We start from the raw sequence: 16,346 nt of genomic DNA on the forward strand, positions 1-16,346 counted from the left end.
TGTTTCAACAGTGAAACCTTGCGAAGGCTTGCCCGCCTCCAACAGTGACAGTTTTCAAAAACGATAAGACCAGATCACCCATCAATTTGCGCAACATGGTGCCAGTTTTGGCACGATTTGAGAACACCCGCGACAAAACCGCGATGAGAAACTATCTCTGTAGTAGCACTCTGCGCGCCGCGGGGCGGGCCGTCAACGCTCCTGCGTCTTAGGCCAGCAGAAAGCTGTATCACTCCGGCAGGTAAAAACATCGTGACACAGCTGGGCGTTAACGGAATGCCTCGCAGGCAGTGGCCCTGCGGTACCTTTCAATTTCGCTCAATTCCGCATTCGTTTTTCTGCGAATTCCGGAACGTTTCCTTGCCGCCGCTGCCGTCCTGCGGCCTAGTCGATACGATACTGTTGGGAGGCCCACTTCATGAAATCGCGCACCAAAGTTGTGGTGATCGGCGGCGGCATCGCTGGCTGCTCCACCCTCTACCACCTTACCCAGGAGGGCTGGAGCGATGTCGTTTTGGTCGAACGCAACGAATTGACCAGCGGCACAACCTGGCACTCGGCAGCCCAGGTAACGAATTTCGGCATGAACCAAACGATGGTTGGCCTGAAAAGCCACTCCATCGCGCTCTACAAGAAACTGGCGGATGACCCAGAGTACCCGATCAATTACCACCATGGCGACGGCGGCATCCGCCTTGCCAACACTGCCGAACAAATGTGTGGCTATCGCCACTTTACCTCGATGGCCCGCGGCATGGATGTGCACTTCGAGGTGATTGATGCCGAGGAATGCGCCCGTCGCCACCCGCTGATTTCAACCGTTAACCTGGCCGGCGGGTTGTGGGATCCGATGGACGGCGACATTGACCCGGCGCAGCTATGCCAGGCGCTGGCCTATCACGCCCGCAAGGCAGGCGCTGAGGTCTACCGCAACACGCCTGTGACCGCACTTACCCAGCACAAGGACGACACCTGGACCGTGCACACGGAACACGGGGGCATCGACTGCGACATCGTCGTAAACGCCTGCGGCTACCGGGTGAATGAGGTCGGCGCGATGATGGGGGTGCACCACCCCGTCGCGTCGATGGAACACCAGTATTTCCTGACCGAAGACATCCCCGGAATCGTGGAGGCAGGCCACCGGATGCCGCTGATCCGCTGCCCGATCTCCGACTATTACTGCCGCCAGGAAAAGAACGGCCTGCTGATCGGCTTCTACGAGCAGGATTGCAAGACCTGGGGCATGGACGGGATCGACCCGAACTTTGTCAACGCGCTCTGCCCAGATGATCTGGAGCGGGTGATGGATGTGCTGGAGGGCGCGTTCGAGCGGATGCCTGCGTTGCGCGAAACCGGCATCCGATCCATCGTGAACGGCCCGATCACCTATACCATCGACGGCGCGCCGCTGATCGGCCCAATCCCGGGCAAGCGCAACGCTTTCTGCGCCATCGGTTTGCGCGCAGGACTGGGTGAAGGGGGCGGCCACGGCTGGCTTCTGGCGCAGATGATCGTGCATGGCGAGGCCTGCTACGATACCTGGTGCATCGACCCGCGTCGCTTCACGGGCCATGCCAACGTGGAGCTGACCGCTCTGAAGGCTATTGAGGACTATCAGAACGAATTCCGTTTCCACTTCCCGCATGAGCACCGCCCGGCAGGCCGTCCGGCCAAGACCACGCCGCTCACGCCTGTGATGGCCGCGGAGGGCGCTGAATTCACCGTGGTGAACGGCTGGGAGCGGGTGGGCTACATCAAGCCCGCGCCAGACTTTCACCCTTCACTCACCTTCAGCTTCGATGAGGCCTTCAACGTAGTTGCCGCCGAAGTAAAAAACGTGCAGGAAAACGTGGGCCTCTGTGAGGTTAGCGGCTTCAACCGGTTCGAGCTCACCGGCGCCGACCGCCACAGCTTCCTTGATCGCATGTTCTGCGGCACCGTCAACAAACATTCAGGACGGGTTGGCCTCGGCTATCTGCTGAACCACCACGGCATGATCAAAAGCGAAGCCACGATCGCCAACTTGCCCGCTTCTGACCGGGGGCCGGAGCGAGTCTGGTACGGCTCTGCAGCCGCCAGCGAGTTCCACGACATGGATTGGCTCAGCCAGAATGTCCAGCCGGGGGAAGACGTGCGCATCCGGTCCTTGACCAATGACCAGACGATCCTGGTTCTGGCCGGCCCCCGGGCGCGGGATGTGCTTTCGGACTGCGCCCGGGGCAGCTGGTCGGCTGAAGCCTTCCCCTGGCTGTCGGTACGGGAATGCTTCATCGGAATTGCCCCGGCCAAGGTGATGGGCGTCAGTTTCTCCGGTGAGCTTGCCTATGAAATCCACGTTCCCAATGCCTCGCTCTATGCTGCCTATCTGGCCTTGCGCAAAGCTGGAGAGGCGCACGGGCTCAAACTTTTCGGCGCCCGTGCGGTCGAGTCGATGCGAATGGAGAAGGGCTTTCTGCACTGGAAGGCCGACCTGATCACGGAGTTCGATCCCTTTGAGACGGGGCTGGACCGTTTCGTGAAGCTGGAGAAAAGTGATTTTATTGGCAGGAAAGCCCTGCGGAAACGCCAGGCAAAGGGTGCACGCAAGAGGCTGGTCACTCTGAAGGTGGAGGCCAGCCATGCTCCGGCGCATGGCGGCGCGTCGCTGGTTCAAGGGAATAAAGTTGTGGGCACTGTGACCTCCGGCGACTGGGGCCACAGGGTGGGGATGAATCTGGCCTATGCCTTTGTGGATCCGGAACTTGCCGCGACCGGCAGCGCCATGCAGCTTGATCTGTGCGGGGATCTGGTTGCCGCTACGGTTATCGCTCCCTCCCCATATGATCCAGGATTTGAACGCATTCGCAGCTGATCCTGTGCTGAACAGCAAAACGCCCGGGACCGTCCCCGGGCGTTGTTATTTTGCGCTGCAGTTTTCAGGTCAGCTTCGGCCTTTCCACGGCACCAGCCAGTTCTCTGCCTTGCGCATCAGGATATCAATGCCGTAGCCGATAATACCGATCAGTACGATGCCCATAATCACGATATCCGTGAGCTGGAACTTGGAAGCCGCAATGATCATCATGCCGGCGCCTTTCTGCGCTGCAACCAGCTCAGCCGCCACAACCGTGCCCCAGCAAACCCCCATTGCAACCCGCGCGCCGGTGAAGATTTCGGGCAGCGAGTTCGGCACGATGACATGGCGCATGATCTGCCACTTTGAAGCGCCCAGCGAATAGGCCGCATGGATTTTGGAGATGTTCACGCCCGAAACCCCGGCACGCGCCGCAATGGTCATGATCCAGAGCGCCGCCAGGAACAGCAGAACGATCTTGCCGGTCTCCCAGATGCCAAACCAGATGATGACCAGCGGGATCAGCGCCAAAGGCGGCACCGGCCGCATGAACTCGACAATCGGATCGAACCAGCCGCGGAACCAGCCGGATAGCCCCATGGCATAGCCTAGCGGGATACCGACTATGGCGCCGGTCACAAAGCCCGCCACAACCCGCAAGAGCGACCAGCCCAGGTGCTGCCACAGCGAAAAGTTCTGATAGCCCTCACTGGCAATCTCAAAGAATCTCGACACCACGGTTTCCGGGGCCGGCAGCCAGATCGGGTTCATCTGCATGCCGCTGTCCGGGGTAAAGCTGATTGCGCCCTTTCCGGTCAGCGTCACGGTGCCGTCTCCTGTGTCGACCGCGCCGCCAATCGCAATCGGCTCTCCATTGATCGCCACGATCTTTGCGCCGTCCCGGCGTTTGGCCTCGTCATTCTTGTCAAACAGCAGCGTGGTTGAACGCCCTGCCTGGGCCGCCAGCGCATCATTCGCGGCAAAGCCGCTGCCGCCCTCGACTTCGAACTTCTCGACGTCCTCGCCAAATCCGAAGACCCGCACGGTGACATCTGCGTCATCCGTGGCACCATCCGCGTTTTCCAAGGTATACGTGAATACAGTTTCGCCGGTGAATGGCCCAGGAACGTGAATCGGGAACAGCTTGGAGCCGGTAAACGCCGCCCAGATTACGAAAATCACCAGAACCGATATGATCGACGCCGCACGGTCCGGCGTGACCGCGCTTTCATCGCCGAAGGTCACGGTCTTGAGGCTGGTGAAGTCCTGCCGCGACTGCATTCCTTTGCGGATAACCTGCACCAGGAAAAAGGCACCGGCAAACAGCGCGATGTAAAACAGAAGTACGCTCATGCCACTTGCTCCGTCCGGCCCATGATCTCCTCTTCCATCTCCCAGATCATCGAGAGGATCTCATCCCGGGTCTCGGCAAAGCCTTCGGATTTCTTGACGTCGCGCAGGTCCGCATTCACTCCGCGCTCAGCAAAGGGTAGTTGGTACTCGCGGTGAATCCGGCCGGGCCGCGGCGCCATCACGATCAGCCGCTCGCCCAGCAGCAGCGCCTCCTCTACCGAGTGGGTGATCAGGATGATGGTCTTTCCGGTCTCCTTCCACAGCTTCAGCACCAGACCCTGCATCTTCTCACGCGTCAGCGCGTCGAGCGCACCCAGAGGTTCGTCCATCAGGATCACATCCGGCTCATTGGCCAGGCAGCGTGCCAGCGCCACACGCTGCTGCATGCCGCCCGACAGTTCATAAACCGCCTTTTCCTTGAAGTCCTGCAGCCCGACGATTTCCAGCAGGTGGTCGGAGATCTTCTCCCGCTCCGCCTTGCCCATCCCTTTCATCCGGGGGCCGAATTCGACATTGTCGCGCACATTCATCCATTCGAACAGCGCACCTTTCTGAAACACCATGCCGCGTTCAGCGTCAGGACCAGTCACCACATGGCCGTTCAGCTCCACCTCGCCTTCGGTGGGGGCCAGGAACCCGGCCAGAATGTTCAGCAGCGTGGTCTTGCCGCAGCCCGACGGTCCCAGCACCGACAGCAGTTCTCCCGCCTGCAAATTCAATGAAACGTCTTTCAGCGCCTGAACCGAGCTGCCATTGGGCAGATCGAAACGCATGGAGACACTCTTGATGTCCAGTCCCGACATCGCTTCCCCTTCCTGTTAGCGCCAGTTTGCAGCCGGTCTGCAAATGCGGATGCGGGCGGCCCGGGATCCGGGCCGTCCGCCTTAGTCAAAACATGACGGCTCAGTTCAGAGCGGCTTCCAGAGGTCCGCTGTCCACGGCACCGTCATAGGAATCCAGCGCCGCTTCGATGCTGCCCGCATTCACGAACACATCCGCCACACCCTTCATGAAGTTCTGCGCGCCGCCGCCCAGCCACTTCTCGGATAGCTGATCCTCAGCCGAGGGGAAGCTGAAGGTTGCGATGGTGGCCTCGGCATCGGCCAGGTCCATACCTGCGTCCTTGGCAATCACCGGCAGCATCTCATCCTTGCTGTCGCCCGCATTCCACATTGCATTGGCATCTGCGGTCACTTTCAGGAACTTGCTCAGAAGCGCACCCTCATCCGCAATGAAACCTGCCGGCGCGCTGGTCACGTCAAATACCAGAATGCCCAGTTCTTCTTTCTCGGCGCCGGTCAGCAGAACATTACCATGCTCCACCATCCGCCGCAGCGCGCCGCCCCAGCCGCAAACCATGTCCAGGTTACCCTGGGCAAATGCCGCTGCGCCATCGGCAGGCGCCATGTCGACGATCTCCATCGAGCCAATATCAACACCGAAGTGCGCCATCTGCGACAGGAATCCGTAGTGCGCGGCGGTGCCGATCGGTACGCCAACCTTCTTGCCGTTCAGTTCGCCCGCGTTGGTCTTGTCGATCTCCAGCGCTTCAGCCACTACGCAGTTGTCGTTGTCAGAGTAGCTGACCGCCACATCCACCGTCTGGATGTCTTGACCGGCCGAAGTCGCAACTACAAACGGCGGAACGCCCTGGCTGACGGCAATCTGCACATCGCCTGAGGCCATCGCCGCAGACATTGCGGTGCCGGTGTCAAATGAGACCCAGTTGATCTTTACACCCATCTCTTCTTCGTAGGTGCCGTTGGCCTTGGCAAACTGGAAGGGCATCGGCCATTCCAGGAAATAGGCCACGGTAATCTCATCCAGAGCTGAGGCCTGTGTTGCTGAAATCGCGGCTGCGGCTGCGCAGGCTGTTGAAAGCAGATACTTTTTGATCATGTTTTTGGTTCTCCCAGTTGTCACGCCTGACCCGTTCTATGCGGGCCTTAAGGCTCTGATTTTTGCACGGCAAACCTTATCCGGGAAGAGAATTCGCTGTAGAATAAAATTACTCATGCACGGAAAGTAAAACTCAGTTTCGATTTTTTCGGATGTGTTGGCGCATTTCTGAGGATAGCATATGCAAACCCTAAGGAGGGCCGCATATGCAAAAAACGCTGAGCCTGCGCTGGCTGGAAGTTTTTCAGCTGATTTCGAAGTCCGGGTCTATACAAAAAGTGGCAGCAGAAACCGGGCTCTCGATCAGCACCGTGTCCAATCATCTGCGCAGCCTGGAAAGCGCGCTTGGCGTTGATCTGGTGGATCACACACGCCGTCCGATGGGTCTGACACCCGCAGGCGTGGTCTTTGCCCGCTATGTCTACGACGGGCTGATGACGCTGAGGCGGGGCGAAGCAGAAATACGCTCCGGCAGCTGGCAGCACGCAACCGATCTGCGCATGGCCCTATTGGATGACTTCGACAATGAAGTCGGCCCGGAGCTGTTCCAGTTCCTCTCCACCGCGCTGCCCCGGTGCAGCTTCCGGCACTACACCCGCCCCAGCCATGAGATCATCGAAAAACTGCAGGCGCAGAAACTGGATGCAGGCGTTGCCACCCGCCCGTCCGGGCTGCTCCCTGATCTGATCGAATACCCGCTGATGCGCGACCCGTTCATTCTGGTTGTCCCGGCAGGCTATTCCGGCAGCGTCGAGGATCTGACCAAGGCTGACGCGCCGCTGCCCTTCTTGCGCTATTCCCGCGACCACACAATTGGCAAGCAGATCGAAACCCAGCTGACCCGGCTCAAGATCGCTCTGCCCAACCGCTTTGAACTGGAATGCAACCAATCCATCATAGGTCTGGTTTCCGAAGACAGCGGCTGGACCGTCACCACCGCCGCCAGCTACCATCGCGCCCAGCGCTTCCACGACAAGGTCAAGGTCGTGCGCTTTCCTGGTAAAAGTTTTGCCCGCACGGTGTCGCTGTTTACAACCAGCGTCTACCCCGCGGCCACTTCCCAGCTCATTCATGAAGCCCTGCAAAAGTCACTGCGCCTGCATTTCACCGATCCGATCACCCAGCGCTTTCCCTGGCTGGGCGAAGAGTTCCGGACCCTGCCGTCGGGCGCCGGCTGACCGCTATTGCTATTCGAAACAAACATCCGTGTTTTTCGAAACCCGCCGGCCACGGGTTGACCATGAAGCCTGTCAGCAGCTGTCTTAGGCGCAATCCGCGCCGTGCGCTCCCCGCGCATTCTGCGGCCCTTCGAGGAACATGACATGGCAATCACTTATTTGAAAAAGGCCCAGGCACGTCCTGCCACCGAAAGCAGCGACATCCGCGATACCGTTGCAGTGATGCTGGCCAATATCCAGCGCGAGGGCGAGGAGGCCGTGCGCCGCTATGCGGAAAAGCTGGATGGCTGGACCGGTCCGATCGTGGTCACAGACGCCCAGCGCCGTGCCGCTTGCAACCGGGTATCGCAGCAAACCAAGGACGACATCCAGTTTGCCCATGCCAACATCCGCCGCTTCGCCGAGGCGCAGAAATCCACGATGGGTGAATGCGAGGTGGAGGTGATCCCCGGCCTGATCGCAGGCCAGAAGCAGATCCCGGTATCCAGTGCCGGCTGTTACGTGCCGGGCGGCCGCTACAGCCATATCGCCAGCGCGCTGATGACCATCACCACCGCCAAGGTGGCAGGCGTGTCCCACATCACAGCGGTGTCGCCGCCGCGCCCCGGCAGCGGCATCCCCGATGCTATCGTCTATGCCATGGACCTATGCGGCGCAGACCTGATCCTGAACCTCGGCGGGGTGCAGGGCATTGCCTCCATGGCCCAGGGCCTGTTTGGCGCCCAGCCTGCCGACATTCTGGTCGGCCCCGGCAACTCCTATGTGGCAGAGGCCAAACGGATGCTGTTCGGAGAGGTTGGCATCGACATGTTTGCAGGTCCAACCGACTCGCTGGTGATTGCCGACCACACCGCCGATGCAGAGACCGTCGCCTGGGATCTTGTCAGCCAGTGCGAACACGGCGCCGACAGCCCGGTTTGGCTGATCACCACCAGCGAACTTCTGGCAACTGGGGTCATGGCCCGAGTACAGGGCCTGATCGACAGGCTGCCTGAACCCAACCTTTCCGCCGCCCACCGCGCCTGGCACGAACGCGCAGAGGTCGTTCTGTGCGAAACCCGCGAGGAGGCCGCCCAAGTGGCCGACCGCTATGCACCCGAACATCTGCAGGTGCAGGCCGAAGACCTAGATTGGTGGCTCGACCGCCTCTCCGCCTATGGCTCGCTGTTCCTGGGCAAGGAAACCACGGTATCCTTCGGCGACAAGAGCTCAGGCCCCAACCACGTGCTGCCGACCAGCGGCGCGGCGCGCTATACCGGCGGGCTGTCAGTGCACAAGTTCACCAAGACCGTGACCTGGCAGCGCTGCAACGCCGCCGCCTCGCATGAACTGGCCCAGCGCACCGCGCGGATCAGCCGGATGGAAGGAATGGAAGGCCACGCCATCGCCGCCGAAATGCGGCTGATGCCCGAGACGGTTTAAAACCCTAGGGAGGCGCCGTTCTCAGGACGGCGTCTCCAGCTGCTGGTCCAGATCAACCGGTCCAAGCACCGCCTCGTCCGGGATGCTGTCAAACCCGGCAACAGTGCCCCCATACCGCTTGGCAAACCGCGCAGCTTCTTCCGGCGAGGAAAAGGGCACAACCTCCGGCGCGCCCATGCCGCCAGCGGCGTTGGATCCGACCACGAAATGCGCACCCTTGGCATCAATCCAGTTTTCAGTGCCGGGATGCTCCCAGCTTCGTGCTACGCCCATGTCGCTCACATATATCGCGGTGATCTCCGCATCACGTTCCGGGCTTTTCACATAGGCCGCCAGATCGCGCACCTGGGCAAAGAACAGCGGTGTAGGGAAACCGTCCAGATGGATCTGCCCCTTGGGTCCGCCGTGTTCAGCCACATTCATCTGGCAGAAGTAGCTGAGCGCCGCTTCGGTCAGTTCCACCGGCGCAGGCGGCGTCTTGGCCTCCTCCTCCTGGCATGCGGACAGGACCAAGGCAGCCGCAAGGATCAGGCGTTTCATGGCTCCACCCTCCGGAAGGCGGCACAGGCCAGCGTAAAGCCCAGCGCGGGCCACAGCAGCAGCGACAGCGGTGCGGCCCAGCCGGGCAGCACACTGGCAGCCCCAGCCATGCCGCTGGACAGGGCCACGCTTTCGGAGGCTGCGACATTCCACAGCCGGAACGCATCCGCCGGGTTGGCAACCATCACCCAGGGGAAAATCTTCTGGGTAAAGACCCCGCCGCTGTCCATCACCACGGCCCCTAGCAGTCCCAGGTCATAAAGCACCACAAACACCAGCCACACGCCCGCAGACAGACCCGCGGCAGCTGTTGCACTGCTGCTGAGCGCCGACAGCGCATAGCCCAGCACCAAGAACACCGCACCCAGCAGGATTGATGTCAGCACCAGCCGCCCCAGCGCCATAAAGCTCTCTGTGCCTGCACCGCCGAACCAGGCGGCCACGGCCCCTGCCGCGCCAAAGCCGATGCACATGGCAACAGACAAGGCGGCCAGATGCGCCATCAGCTTGCCCAGCAGGATCTCCGCACGGCCCGCAGGATAGGCCAGGAGCAGGGCAAGACTGCCCCGGTCCCGGTCGCCCGCCACCGTGTCAAATCCCATCATCAGAGCCAGGAGCGGCGCCAGGTAGACCGACAGCGTGGTCATCGAGGCGACCGAAACGGTCAGCATATCCACCCCCAGCGTTCCCGTCGGCGCCGATCCGGCAAAGGACAACGCCAGCGCAAAGGCCAGCATGATCAGCGTCGCCATGAAAAGCCAGCGGTTGCGGCGCAGAATCAGCATCTCGGCGCGGGCAATGGCAAAGGCACGTCTCATTTGCGGTCCTCCCCGGAGTAATGGCGATAGAGGTCTTCGAGCCGCGGCGGCACCATGTCGATATCGGCCACCGCATCGCCCATGGCTGCGATCTTGCGCAGCTCGGCCATTTTGTCCTGCGGTGAACACAGGACCTCGACCGAGGCGCCGTTGATCCGCCGCCCGCCGGTCTCTGTTGCGATCCGGTCGGCGTGCGCGCCGCTGGCCTGCACCCGCAGCTTGACCGGCAGCCCGGCCTGGGCCGACAGGCCCGCCAGCGTGTCATCCGCCACTTTCACACCCTTGCGCAGAATGGCGATACGGTCGGTGCGCGCCTCCACCTCAGTCAGCGCGTGGGAGGCGATCAGCACCGCCGCGCCCTGTTCGGCCAGCTCGTTGATGATGGCATAAAGGTCCTGGCGCGAGATCGGGTCCAGCCCGCTGGTGGGTTCGTCCAGCAGCGCCAATTTCGGGCGGCCCAGCAGCACCTGCGCCAGCCCCAGCCGCTGCCGCATCCCCTTGGAATAGGCGCCGATGCGGCGGTGCATTGCCTCGCCCAGCCCGACCCGTTCCAAGAGGCCCTCGATGTCAGCGCGTTCACCGGCAAGGCGGGCAAACAGCGCCAGCTGTTCATGCCCGGTCAGAGCCGGGTGGAAACTAACCGCCTCTGGCAGAAAGGCAGTGGCCGCCCGCGCCGCGGCGCTGCCGGGCGCCGCACCGCAAATGCGGATGCTTCCGCCCTCATGCCGGATCAGGCCCAGCACCGCCTTGATCATCGTCGACTTGCCCGCGCCGTTGTGGCCTAACAGCGCCAGCCGTTCGCCCGGCGCGATGTCCAGGTCGATGCCATGCAGCACTTGTGTCTTGCCTCGGAACTTGTCCAGCGCGCGGATTTGCAGCGGAGAGTTATCCATCCTGTTCAACCTTTCTGGCGGCCCCAGGCCGCTCTGGCCGCATCAGCGGGTGGCTGTCGATCACCCCGCCGGGCAGCAGCGCCGGGAACGCCGACTGCGACCAGCGCACCAGCTGCACCGCGGGCGATCCCATCAGCAGTTTCGCCGCCGGCTGTGTCCACAGCACATGGTCCATGCTGTCATTCGGACGGTAGGGCGCATCGGCGATGCCATCCCCGTCCAGGTCGAAACCCGCGAAGTCGGACCAGTAGTTGCCCTGGCCGGCCTCGCTCCACTCCACCCATTTGGTGGAGACAAATTTCACCTGATGCCGATTGCCGACAAAGGCGTTGCCAACCATCCGGTTGCCGTCGCTGCCCGCGGTGAAGTGGATGCCGATGCCGCAGCCCTCGAACCAGTTGCCGGAGAAATCATTCTTGTGCGCGTTGTAGAGGAAGGTGCATTTGTCCTTGGCGCCTTTCACATAGTTGCCGCGCACCTCGCCCTGGTTGGCATAGTTCAGCATCACCCCGTGATCGCGGTCATTCAGCGAGACATTCCCGGTCACCTTGACCCGTTTCGAGAACATCACCGCATAACCCAGGTGATTGCCGATCGAGACATTGCCCGAAACCTCGGAATTATCGGCGTACATGTAATGCACCGCGAAACGCAGGTCGCGGAACAGGTTATTCGTAAACGCATTCTTCTTGGAACTGTTCACAAAGATCCCGTCGCGGCCGAAGCGGATATCGTTGCCGTCTACCACAGCACCCGGCGCGTTCCACACATAGACCCCGTTGCCGCGGGCGTTCATGTGCCGGTCCAGGCGTCCCTCGATCCAGTTGCCCTGCACCAGACTGTCTGTGGCGCCATGAATATCCACGCCGTATAGGTTGCCCAGCAGCACATTGTTGAGGATCTGCGGCGCCTGTGCGGTCTTGGTAAGCTTGATGCCGCTGTCGATCTCCTGATGCGAGGAGCCGGAGCCAACAACGGTCAGGTTCTGAACGGTCACGCCTGGCCCGGTCACGGTGATCACCGATCCTGTGCCCTGCCCGTCCAATGTGGCCTGGCCCTGCCCGTCCAGAATGACAGGCCGGTCCAGCACCAGGGTTTCGGCGTATTCGCCGGGGGCGAGGCGGAGGGTGTCGCCATCCGCCGCCTGCGCCAGTGTTTCAGCGATGGCCCCTGCCCGATTGGGCACATCCCAATCCGCCGCCCACGCGGGCGCCAGGCCGGCAAGGGCCGCAACCAGGGATATGGGCAGGAGCCGTTTCATGGTTACGCGCTCCGCGGCTCGACCAGCATCCGGCCGCGCATTTCCATGTGCAGCGCGTGGCAGAACCACTGGCAGTAGTACCAGTGCACGCCCGGACGCTCCGCCTTGAAGGTGACAGAGGCAGTTGCCAGCGGCCCGACTTCCATAGCGATGCCGAAGTTCGACAGGCAGAAGCCGTGGGTCAGGTCGTCGATGTCGTCCAGGTTGGTGACATAGACAGTGACCTCGTCGCCTTGCTTCACCGTGAACTTCTCCAGGCTGAAGTTCGGCGCCTGGCTCGACATGTAGACCCGCACCTTGTCACCGTCGCGGATGATGGTGTCCTGATAGTCGTCCAGATCGACGCCATCCGCCTCTGCCTGCTTGCGCGCGTCTTCCCACATTGGGTCGTTGCGCTGCCAGGTGCTCGCCGGGTTTACCTTGGAACGGTGAACAAGGATCGAGTCATGCGGCTCGGCAAAGGTCGGGCCATCGTGCACTACCTTCATCTTGTCGCCGGAGATGTCGATCAGCTGCTCGTTCTCGGGCTTCAGGGGGCCGACGTTCAGGAACCGGTCCTTGGAGAACTTGTTCATCGAGATCAGCCACTTGCCGTCTGCCTCGGCGGTTTCACCCATGGAAGTCGAGTTGTGGCCCGGCTGGTACTGCACATCAACCTTGTCCATAATCGGGTCCACATCGGCGCCGGCATAGGCCTCGATCGCCTTGGCGATGTCCCATTTCACCACCTGGCTGTCCAGGAACAGGGTGGTGTAGGCATAGCCGCGGTTGTCGAAGGCGGTGTGAAGCGGGCCAAGGCCCAGCTGCGGTTCCGCCACAATGGCAGAGCGCGGATCGGCGTTGTCGCTGAACAGCGCATCGACCTTCTCAACATCAATGACCGAAACCGTCGGCGACAGCTTGCCGTTGATCATGATGTGCTTTTTGTCGGGTGCAGCGTTCACACCGTGCGGCGAGTTCGGGATCGGAATGTAGCGGGTGAAGTTCTTGCCGGACTCCTTGCGCCCGTCCACGACTTTGGCCCCGTTCAGCTCCTGATAGTCGCCTGCCGCAATTGCCTCTTCAATCGCCTTGATGTTGAAGACAACAACGTGGTCCAGCTCGCTCTCGGTCATCTCGGCCAGGTTCATGCCCATTTCCGAGTTGTAAGAGGTCGAGAAGGCGTATTTGCCCTGATAATCGCAATCGGTGTTGTCCAGGTTGCCCGAGACGATCACCTGCCAGGCGACTTCCATGGTGTCGCCGTCGATGGCAGAGAAGATGTTCACATATTGCGAGGGATCATCCAGGATCTGGCCGTCGTTGATCAGCGGCGCCTCGTGCTCGCCGTTGGCAAAGACATAGCCGGTGCGCGGGAATTTCTGCGGACGCAGGCCATGGATATCCTTGGCGTTCGGAATTTCAATGATCTTGTCGCACTTCATCACGTCGCAGCGCACGCGGGCGACGCGGGTGTTGGCCTTGTCGTTCATGAACAGGTAGCGGCCGTCATAGGTGCCGTCGGTGAACGACATATGCGGGTGATGCAGGTCGCCGTTGTCATAGGTGACCTTGCCGTTGGCGGCCAGGAATTCCTTGGTCTCCGGCAGCAGGCCTTCGGTCAGGATCTTCAGCGATTCATTGGTCTGGCCCCAGCCGGTGGCGGAGCAACGGTTGAACACCGGCACCCTCATCAGCTCGCGCATGGACGGCACACCCATGATGCGCAGCTCGCCGGTCTGGCCGGAAGACCAGAAGCCGTAGTATTCATCCAGCTCGCCCGGCTCCAGGCCGAAACCGGCAGCCTGCGCAGGCTTTGCGCCCAGCAGCGCAGAGCCGGCACCGGTGGCCGCCAGAACGGCACCAGAGGCAGTGGCCCCCAGAAGGCCGCGGCGGGTGACGGGCAGTTTGTTTTTCAGGTCTTCAGACATGATGTCCTCCTTCAGGAAACTTTTGTCCTGTTCGCGTTGGGGTGATTGGCAGGCGGCCGGCCCAGAGTGACGTCCGGACCCGGGCTGCCGGTCTTGGCCCGGCGTTTCAGCTGTTTGATCACAACCGGGCATTTGGCTTCGGATTGGTACAGAACCTGGCAATGCAGGCAGTTCACACATTCGTTCGGATTGATCTCACCGGTCGGGTGGATGGCCTGAACGGGGCACTCGTTGGCACAGGTCTGGCAGGGGCTGCCGCATTCCTTGTAGCGGCGCAGCCAGTCGAACATCCGCACCCGCGCCGGGATCGCCAGCGCCGCGCCCAGCGGGCACAGGTAGCGGCAGTAGAAACGCTCGATGAACAGCCCGGCCAGCAGCAGCAGCAAGGCAAAGACAACAAACGGCCAGTCGCGCACGAATTTCAGAATGATCGCGGTTTTGAACGGCTCCACCTCGGCATAGGTTTCGGCCAGCGGGATCGATACCATCGAAAGGCCGAACAGACCGAGGAAGATCATGTATTTCGCAGGCCACAGGCGCTCATGCAGGCCCCACGGCAGAGTGATCTGCGGCACCTTGAAGGCGCGGGCGATCTTGTTGGTCAGCTCCTGCAGCGCGCCGAACGGGCACAGCCAGCCGCAATATGCACCGCGGCCCCAGAACAGCAGTGCAGCGGCCACCGCAAACCACTGGATGAAGACCAGCGGGTCCAGAAGGAAGGCATCCCAGGAAAAGCCGCTGCGCAAGGAGCCAGCCAGCGCCATCAGGTTCACCACGCTCAGCTGCGCATTGGCATACCAGCCCAGGAACACCAGGGTGACAGTCAGGTATACAATCCGGAACCAGTAGAAGGTGCGCGCATTCACAGTGGCCTGGAACTGGAAGAAAAACACCCCCGTCAGCACCAGCAGCATCACACCCAGCACACTGATTTCCAGCGTCCGGTCCTTCCAGATCCGCTGCCAAAGCGCGGCCTTCGCAGCCGCCTCACCGGTGTCGTCTTCCACCACTTTGGGCGCAGGCGCGGCAGGCAGCAGATATTGTTCCGGCAGCTTGTAGCCCAGATCAAACGTCAGGAACGTCCGCTCCAGCGCGCCCACGGACCGCTGCACCAGCAATTGCAGGCGGAAGGGTTCAGCCGGGTCAAACTCCGCATCTGCCGGGATCTTGAACAGGTCCAGCTCTGCAAAGCTGGGGCTGTCGCCAGTTGCCAGTTCCCCCAGCCGCTTGTGCTGCTTGTCAAAGAACCGCACCGAGGCATCGCCCTGGATCAGCTGGATACGGTCGAAGATACCCCCGCGCACATAGCCCGAGCCTTTGAAGCTGTAGCTGCCGCGGCCCAGCACCAGAATGGCGTGCTCGCCTTCCTTCAGCCAGGATTGCAGGTTCCGGTACTCCGCCTCGCCCAGCAGCGACTTGCCGACGGAGGGAACGGAAACCAGCGCCATATGCATGTCGATGAAAGTGTCGTCCGGGGCACCCGGCTCCGGCCGCTTGATCGCGCGCTGATCGCCAGTGGCCTCAAAGGCCGCGTTGATCTGACCCACGTCCAGCGTCATCCGCCGAACAGAGCCGTCGCCTGCCAGTGTGGTCCAGTCCGAAACTTCTTCGCGGGCCATATCAACCTCGCGCTTCGGCCCGTCGGCCTGCACCGGTGACAGGCCGCCCAGCCCCAGCGCGCGGGCCACTTTAATACCTGCCCGCACCAGGCTGTCGTCGATCACCATGATCGTGACCGTCGCGCCGGAGATGATGTCGAGGTCATGGGCATCACCGCCCGCCGCCGCCTCGGCCTTTAGATCCAGCCCGGCATAGCCTTCGGTCAGCTTGACCATCTTGGAATTAGGAATGCCGATCAGCACAATCGGCTCGGAGTGTTTGACCAGCTTCACGCCGGTCAGCACCGCATCGTTATCAATCGCGGCCACCACGTGGATCGGCTTGCCGCTATAGCCGGTGGTGCCCACGAAATCTGAGGTCAGGAAGGCATAGGCAACCGTCTCGCCCGCCTTCAAAACCGGCGCTACCGGCACATCACTGCGCACCGGGCCAAATGCCTCGGCGCCGGGCACCAGATCAGCGGGTGTCAGTTCTGTCAGGAAGGAGTCGAGGCTGTCTGCCTCAGCGGTCACCGCACATACAGCGGTGAGTGTCATCACAAGGGCTGTCAGCCAGCCCCGGAAGGCGCGTGTCAGGACCATGGCGCCTCTCCTTTGTTTTGAGTGGCAGCCACGGA

Annotated in this window: 12 protein-coding genes; 3 read left to right on the top strand and 9 right to left on the bottom strand. The window is 61.6% G+C overall.

The window, feature by feature from the left end; all coding sequences use genetic code 11:
- The first annotated feature begins 418 nt into the window (after window positions 1-418).
- Entirely contained in the window at window positions 419-2,854 is a 2,436-nt protein-coding gene (locus RA24_RS00085; protein WP_039188909.1) for a GcvT family protein, read from the top strand.
- A 69-nt stretch (window positions 2,855-2,923) separates the two neighbouring features.
- On the opposite strand, the gene RA24_RS00090 is transcribed toward RA24_RS00085, so the two are convergent.
- The 3 genes from RA24_RS00090 to RA24_RS00100 all read right to left on the bottom strand — a co-directional run bounded on the left by RA24_RS00090 (window position 2,924) and on the right by RA24_RS00100 (window position 6,088).
- Window positions 2,924-4,189, bottom strand: a complete 1,266-nt coding sequence (locus tag RA24_RS00090; RefSeq protein WP_039148648.1) for an ABC transporter permease — start codon at window positions 4,187-4,189, stop codon at window positions 2,924-2,926.
- Window positions 4,186-4,992 (bottom strand): taurine ABC transporter ATP-binding protein, encoded by an 807-nt coding sequence (locus RA24_RS00095; RefSeq protein ID WP_019294822.1) that lies wholly within the window; start codon window positions 4,990-4,992, stop codon window positions 4,186-4,188. The genes RA24_RS00090 and RA24_RS00095 overlap by 4 nt, the downstream gene beginning before the upstream one ends.
- Before the next feature lie 100 nt (window positions 4,993-5,092).
- The gene (locus tag RA24_RS00100; protein ID WP_019294821.1) at window positions 5,093-6,088 is read right to left on the bottom strand and encodes a taurine ABC transporter substrate-binding protein; all 996 of its coding nucleotides are present in this window, start codon (window positions 6,086-6,088) and stop codon (window positions 5,093-5,095) included.
- A gap of 206 nt (window positions 6,089-6,294) precedes the next feature.
- On the opposite strand from RA24_RS00100, the gene RA24_RS00105 reads away from it, so the two are divergent.
- Both RA24_RS00105 and hisD read left to right on the top strand, forming a co-directional pair.
- Window positions 6,295-7,266, top strand: coding sequence for a LysR family transcriptional regulator (locus RA24_RS00105; protein ID WP_039148645.1), 972 nt, complete (start codon window positions 6,295-6,297; stop codon window positions 7,264-7,266).
- Between the two features lie 144 nt (window positions 7,267-7,410).
- Window positions 7,411-8,688, top strand: coding sequence for a histidinol dehydrogenase (gene hisD / locus RA24_RS00110; RefSeq protein WP_039148692.1), 1,278 nt, complete (start codon window positions 7,411-7,413; stop codon window positions 8,686-8,688).
- Between the two features lie 21 nt (window positions 8,689-8,709).
- On the opposite strand, the gene RA24_RS00115 is transcribed toward hisD, so the two are convergent.
- The 6 genes from RA24_RS00115 to RA24_RS00140 are packed head-to-tail and all read right to left on the bottom strand — an operon-like array spanning window position 8,710 to window position 16,311.
- Window positions 8,710-9,228, bottom strand: coding sequence for a nitrous oxide reductase accessory protein NosL (locus RA24_RS00115; RefSeq protein WP_039188911.1), 519 nt, complete (start codon window positions 9,226-9,228; stop codon window positions 8,710-8,712).
- Window positions 9,225-10,046 (bottom strand): ABC transporter permease, encoded by an 822-nt coding sequence (locus RA24_RS00120; RefSeq protein ID WP_039188913.1) that lies wholly within the window; start codon window positions 10,044-10,046, stop codon window positions 9,225-9,227. Before RA24_RS00120 ends, RA24_RS00115 begins: the two co-directional genes overlap by 4 nt.
- Window positions 10,043-10,939 (bottom strand): ABC transporter ATP-binding protein, encoded by an 897-nt coding sequence (locus RA24_RS00125; protein ID WP_039148644.1) that lies wholly within the window; start codon window positions 10,937-10,939, stop codon window positions 10,043-10,045. Before RA24_RS00125 ends, RA24_RS00120 begins: the two co-directional genes overlap by 4 nt.
- Window positions 10,932-12,200 carry a nitrous oxide reductase family maturation protein NosD gene (locus RA24_RS00130; RefSeq protein ID WP_039188915.1) on the bottom strand — a complete coding sequence of 423 codons (1,269 nt, stop codon included), beginning with the start codon at window positions 12,198-12,200 and terminating at the stop codon, window positions 10,932-10,934. Before RA24_RS00130 ends, RA24_RS00125 begins: the two co-directional genes overlap by 8 nt.
- A gap of 2 nt (window positions 12,201-12,202) precedes the next feature.
- On the bottom strand, window positions 12,203-14,110 hold the full coding sequence (nosZ, locus tag RA24_RS00135; RefSeq protein WP_039188916.1) for a TAT-dependent nitrous-oxide reductase: 1,908 nt from the start codon (window positions 14,108-14,110) through the stop codon (window positions 12,203-12,205).
- Between the two features lie 11 nt (window positions 14,111-14,121).
- Window positions 14,122-16,311, bottom strand: a complete 2,190-nt coding sequence (locus RA24_RS00140; RefSeq protein ID WP_039188919.1) for a NosR/NirI family protein — start codon at window positions 16,309-16,311, stop codon at window positions 14,122-14,124.
- Window positions 16,312-16,346: the final 35 nt, after the last annotated feature.

Source organism: Leisingera sp. ANG-M6 (assembly GCF_000813905.1).
In the GTDB taxonomy this organism is placed as follows: domain Bacteria; phylum Pseudomonadota; class Alphaproteobacteria; order Rhodobacterales; family Rhodobacteraceae; genus Leisingera.

Bases quoted from the DNA above. Each gene is read 5' to 3' on its own strand.
- RA24_RS00085 (WP_039188909.1), top strand. From the start codon at position 419: ATGAAATCGCGCACCAAAGTTGTGGTGATCGGCGGCGGCATCGCTGGC.
- RA24_RS00090 (WP_039148648.1), bottom strand. From the start codon at position 4,189: ATGAGCGTACTTCTGTTTTACATCGCGCTGTTTGCCGGTGCCTTTTTC.
- RA24_RS00095 (WP_019294822.1), bottom strand. From the start codon at position 4,992: ATGTCGGGACTGGACATCAAGAGTGTCTCCATGCGTTTCGATCTGCCC.
- RA24_RS00100 (WP_019294821.1), bottom strand. From the start codon at position 6,088: ATGATCAAAAAGTATCTGCTTTCAACAGCCTGCGCAGCCGCAGCCGCG.
- RA24_RS00105 (WP_039148645.1), top strand. From the start codon at position 6,295: ATGCAAAAAACGCTGAGCCTGCGCTGGCTGGAAGTTTTTCAGCTGATT.
- hisD (WP_039148692.1), top strand. From the start codon at position 7,411: ATGGCAATCACTTATTTGAAAAAGGCCCAGGCACGTCCTGCCACCGAA.
- RA24_RS00115 (WP_039188911.1), bottom strand. From the start codon at position 9,228: ATGAAACGCCTGATCCTTGCGGCTGCCTTGGTCCTGTCCGCATGCCAG.
- RA24_RS00120 (WP_039188913.1), bottom strand. From the start codon at position 10,046: ATGAGACGTGCCTTTGCCATTGCCCGCGCCGAGATGCTGATTCTGCGC.
- RA24_RS00125 (WP_039148644.1), bottom strand. From the start codon at position 10,939: ATGGATAACTCTCCGCTGCAAATCCGCGCGCTGGACAAGTTCCGAGGC.
- RA24_RS00130 (WP_039188915.1), bottom strand. From the start codon at position 12,200: ATGAAACGGCTCCTGCCCATATCCCTGGTTGCGGCCCTTGCCGGCCTG.
- nosZ (WP_039188916.1), bottom strand. From the start codon at position 14,110: ATGTCTGAAGACCTGAAAAACAAACTGCCCGTCACCCGCCGCGGCCTT.
- RA24_RS00140 (WP_039188919.1), bottom strand. From the start codon at position 16,311: ATGGTCCTGACACGCGCCTTCCGGGGCTGGCTGACAGCCCTTGTGATG.